We start from the raw sequence: 4,223 nt of genomic DNA on the forward strand, positions 1-4,223 counted from the left end.
TCACCGCATCAGCGCCTGTTCCCCCCTCACTCTCCAGCGGTATTATCGAACTTAAACGGTATCTCAAGTTTATCGGAATGGGCTCAGATGAGCGTAAAGCGGTAAAGCGCCGTTTTGAGCTCGCGTATGGAAGCGATATCCGTATTATCCAAAAAGAGGGAGAATTCTACGTCGACCTCTCCAAATACGATTACACCGATTTTCTCTCATAAGGGGTAACCCCCTTTCCTAAACCAAACACTCCCACCCCTCTCTTAAATCCCGATATCTTCGAACCATTTTTTTTCTACCGGTTAACATCCCTATTTTCAGCGCCAACATAATACGGTTTTCCGTATATTTAATACGTTTTAAATATGTTTATACTTGGTATAGTTTATGCTATGTAGATGATACTGTTACTTATATACTTATTTCAACTATTTTTACGTAGTTTTAAATATATACTATACGGTTTAATGTTTATTTTAAGAAAAGAATATTACAATGGAGCGATGGAAATGAGTGACCTCTTTAATCTTCTTCATAATGCCGTAGAGGCTGGGCGTAACGGGAAGAAGATATCCCAAAAAGAGATGGCATCAGAGCTGGGCATTTCTATGCGAACGTATCAAGATTGGCGATTGGGAAACGCTAAACCTCAAGCTGCCAAAGCTGTTTTAGAGATGCTGGGGATGCTAGAGGATGATGAGATTATTCGGGTTGTGCGAAAAATTAATAAGTTAGGACGTATATCATGAGCAGTTTGAGTGAACAAGAGCGTATCGGATTGGAAGATGTATTTTTATCCATCTCATCTTCCCAAAATTTTGTCCAAAAATTGTCTGATTGGAGTAAAAATTTCTCTGTTGATTTCGATACAAAAAACCTTGTATCGCCTCTTGCGTTTGCTCAACATTCGAAAAAATGGCTAAAAAACGGCCTTAAAAACCACAAAATAACAAAACTATTCAATAAAATACAAAAAAGAAGAAAATTTTAAGGTAAGAGATATTAAAGTATTCGCGGCTAAAACATTTTTCCCCCTTACGTGCTCGTGTGTAGGGGGTGTTTTAAGTGTTATTCGCATATCTAAATTAAGGGCAATAAATGAATAAAGCGCAATTCGTAGAATTGGTTCAAAAAAGCGGTAGTTACAAAACTAAAGTTGAAGCTGAAACAGCTATTAAAGCTTTCACTGAAGCGGTAACTGCAGCACTCGTTGCAAAAGAAGAGGTTTCTTTGGTAGGATTCGGAAGCTTTACATCTACTCTTCAAAAAGGGAAAAGCGGTAAAGTTCCAGGAACTAGCAAAACTTACAGCACAGCTGATAAAATGGTTCCTAAATTCAAACCGGGCAAAAGCCTTAAAGACAGCGTAGAAGCTGGCAAATAATCACCCCTTAATATGCTGAGGGTTTGCCCTCAGCTTATTTCTCTTCTTCATTAAATTCTTCTGTTTTCTTTTTACATTACAATTCGGTTATAATTGTTACTTAGAATCAACCGTGTTATCCCCATAACGCAATCTTCCTACTTAGAGGGCATAGGTGTTTTTCTCTTTCTTTAACCGTTTTTTCCCTAAACAGTCTCTCTCTGATGATCAAACAGAACCCTCTTGTGATGATACTACCCAAAAAGAGCTCTTCCGCCTACTAGCTCATGAAGAAAAAGGTCTCTTTTTTGATACTTTTAATCTTTTTTACCAAGAGAGTCGCACCGTTATCGATCTATTACTCTTTCTTCCCGATAGAGGGCTCCTTTTTGGAGAAAAACTCTCTTGGAGCCTTGAAGAGCTCCGAGGTGCGACTATTGAACGCTCCTCTAAGAAAAGTAAAAAAACGTCTTCAACCCATTTAGAAATGACCGAAACGGCTATTCGCCGTAAACTCGAAGATATACTCTCGTTTGATTCAACCGTATGCGAACGTTTTTTTTGGATGAATTGCTTAAGCGAAGAAGATTTTGATTCATTGGATTCCACTTTTCATGAACTTCTCCCTAAAGGGCGCCTCATATTCAGCGATTCCTCACAAGAATCGATTCACCAAAAATTAAATGCTTTGGCACCGAAGAGAGAGGAGCCTTATTCCACACTCAAAATTATCGGCTCACTCCAATCCCATACACTTCTTCTCCCCACAGAGGAGAAGCCCTATGGTGATTTTCTCTCGGATGAGCAGCAAACTTTTCTTGAAACCGATTATACAGATACCATCACCACCCTTTTTGGCGAACACTACAGCGGCAAAAGTACCCTCATCATTCGTAAAGCACTGTTTTCACTTCTGTATAATCCAAAAGAAAAAATTCTCATCATAACCCCTACCCTTATCGGTGGGGAAATCCTCCGCAATGAGTTGGTCTCTTTAATCGAATACGGTGCGCTTAAAATCGATCTCTCCTCGCTAAGCTTCTGTACTCCCCTCAGTGCTGAAACCATTGAGGAGCTTGAAAGTTTTCAAACTGCCTCTATAATATTATGCGATGATGCCTACACAATGGAACAACCATTCATAGACTCCCTCATAGAACACCGAGAAAAACGGTGGTTACTCCTCTCTATGTACAATCAATACAAGCCGCTAAGTGATTCTGCGTATATCCTTCACAATAATTATCAAAAAAATATTATCTACACAAAAGTTCCGGCGTCTGGAAAAAATGTTCTTCTTACATTGCTGCTGGAACTGCGTACACGTTTGCAGACTACCTCTGCAGATAAAGTTATGGTTATCGTTCCAAACGATACCCATCTCGCAGAGTACAAAGAAGCGATAGATGAATATTTCGATATCAATACCCGAATACTGAGCAAAGAATTTAGTTTACAATACCAAAATCTTGATGATCTCATCCTCACTACCTCTGAAAATTCCCATGGACTGCATATCCCCTTTGTCTACTGCATACTATCCGATGAAGAAAAAAATTACACCTATCCGCTAAGCCGTGCGTCAGAATGTGCGACTATAATCTCTAGTTCAAATCCGAAACGAGAAAACAATGACCAAAATAGTGAAGAGTAATGAAGAGTGGCGAGAGCTACTCTCCGACGAAGCGTACCACGTCGCACGAGAGCATGGAACCGAGAGAGCCTTTAGCGGAGAATATGCCGCGTTCAAAGGGGATGGTATCTACCGTTGTGTCTGCTGCGGGGCACCGCTGTTTGATTCCTCCGCTAAATTCGATTCCGGTACAGGATGGCCTAGTTATGACCGTCCCATCACCCCAGATGCACTTGAAGAACACCGTGATTCCACGTACGGAATGGTTCGAGTTGAAGTAACATGCGCTTCGTGTGATGCTCATTTGGGTCATGTTTTCCCAGATGGACCAAAAACGACCGGATTACGCTATTGTATCAATTCGGTTTGTCTCAATTTTACACCACGTTCACAGGAGTCTTAATGCGCCTTATCTTTGCCTTATTATTTACATCCGTCCTCAGTTTTGCCGCGGGGCATCCCCGTGTCGCGTTAGAAACGACTCAAGGGACTATTACCCTTGAACTCTATGAGAATGTTGCACCTATGGCGGTAGAGAACTTTACAACTCACGTCAAAAACGGCTATTACAACGGATTGATGTTTCACCGTATCATCAAAAACTTTATGATCCAAGGGGGCGACCCTACCGGTACCGGAATGGGGGGAGAATCGATCTGGAAAAAACCGTTTAAAGATGAGTTTAAATCGGGTATCGTTTTTGACAAAGCCGGTGTTTTAGCGATGGCCAATGCGGGTCCCAAAACCAATGGAAGCCAGTTTTTCATTACAACCGCGCCTACTCCGTGGCTGAACGGTTATCACACTATTTTCGGCCGTGTCATTTCCGGTATGGATACTATCGGTAAACTCAACAATGTCCAAACTAACGGTCAACGCAACGGTGACAAACCTTTGCAAACCCAAAAAATCATTAAAGCTACTCTTCTACCTTAAATATTTTCCCCTTTGGGGGCAAATTACCCTACTTTTGCTATTTGTAACCATTTTGTAATCTATTCGTAGCTGTTCTGTAATATAATTGCGGTTATATTACACTTGGAGCTTTCATGTTCTCTCGCGACAACCTCTTTTTCGGCGGTATTTTTATCCTTATGACCACTATTTTTATGGTGTGGGGATTTAACTATCTCGAAAATAACTACACCCTTTTTGTATTAGCTACCCTCTTTGGGGTATTTATGGCATTCAATATCGGCGGTAACGATGTCGCCAATTCATTCGGTACCAGTGTAGG

The 4,223-nt window shown here is 40.9% G+C and carries 6 protein-coding genes and 2 pseudogenes; all 8 read left to right on the forward strand.

Translation table 11 applies throughout. The features are described from left to right. A pseudogene (locus A2517_RS08550) lies at positions 1–212 on the forward strand (hypothetical protein); the annotation flags it as partial. A 282-nt stretch (positions 213–494) separates the two neighbouring features. Further along, on the forward strand, positions 495–740 hold the full coding sequence (locus A2517_RS08555) for a helix-turn-helix transcriptional regulator (protein WP_294896096.1): 246 nt from the start codon (positions 495–497) through the stop codon (positions 738–740). Then, on the forward strand, positions 737–982 hold the full coding sequence (locus A2517_RS08560) for a hypothetical protein (RefSeq protein WP_294896088.1): 246 nt from the start codon (positions 737–739) through the stop codon (positions 980–982). The genes A2517_RS08555 and A2517_RS08560 overlap by 4 nt, the downstream gene beginning before the upstream one ends. A 107-nt stretch (positions 983–1,089) precedes the next feature. Next, the gene (locus tag A2517_RS08565; RefSeq protein WP_294896090.1) at positions 1,090–1,374 is read left to right on the forward strand and encodes an HU family DNA-binding protein; all 285 of its coding nucleotides are present in this window, start codon (positions 1,090–1,092) and stop codon (positions 1,372–1,374) included. A 154-nt stretch (positions 1,375–1,528) separates the two neighbouring features. Beyond that, entirely contained in the window at positions 1,529–3,007 is a 1,479-nt protein-coding gene (locus A2517_RS08570) for a hypothetical protein (protein WP_294896091.1), read from the forward strand. Then, positions 2,985–3,389: a peptide-methionine (R)-S-oxide reductase MsrB gene (gene msrB, locus A2517_RS08575; RefSeq protein WP_294896093.1), complete on the forward strand. Its 405-nt coding sequence runs from the start codon at positions 2,985–2,987 to the stop codon at positions 3,387–3,389. Before A2517_RS08570 ends, msrB begins: the two co-directional genes overlap by 23 nt. Continuing rightward, positions 3,389–3,922: a peptidylprolyl isomerase gene (locus A2517_RS08580; protein ID WP_294896094.1), complete on the forward strand. Its 534-nt coding sequence runs from the start codon at positions 3,389–3,391 to the stop codon at positions 3,920–3,922. The genes msrB and A2517_RS08580 overlap by 1 nt, the downstream gene beginning before the upstream one ends. A gap of 113 nt (positions 3,923–4,035) precedes the next feature. Beyond that, a pseudogene (locus A2517_RS08585) lies at positions 4,036–4,223 on the forward strand (phosphate permease); the annotation flags it as partial.

Source organism: Sulfuricurvum sp. RIFOXYD12_FULL_44_77, assembly GCF_001830725.1.
GTDB classification, from domain to species: domain Bacteria; phylum Campylobacterota; class Campylobacteria; order Campylobacterales; family Sulfurimonadaceae; genus Sulfuricurvum; species Sulfuricurvum kujiense_A.

Bases quoted from the DNA above. Each gene is read 5' to 3' on its own strand.
- A2517_RS08555 (WP_294896096.1), top strand. From the start codon at position 495: ATGGAAATGAGTGACCTCTTTAATCTTCTTCATAATGCCGTAGAGGCT.
- A2517_RS08560 (WP_294896088.1), top strand. From the start codon at position 737: ATGAGCAGTTTGAGTGAACAAGAGCGTATCGGATTGGAAGATGTATTT.
- A2517_RS08565 (WP_294896090.1), top strand. From the start codon at position 1,090: ATGAATAAAGCGCAATTCGTAGAATTGGTTCAAAAAAGCGGTAGTTAC.
- msrB (WP_294896093.1), top strand. From the start codon at position 2,985: ATGACCAAAATAGTGAAGAGTAATGAAGAGTGGCGAGAGCTACTCTCC.
- A2517_RS08580 (WP_294896094.1), top strand. From the start codon at position 3,389: ATGCGCCTTATCTTTGCCTTATTATTTACATCCGTCCTCAGTTTTGCC.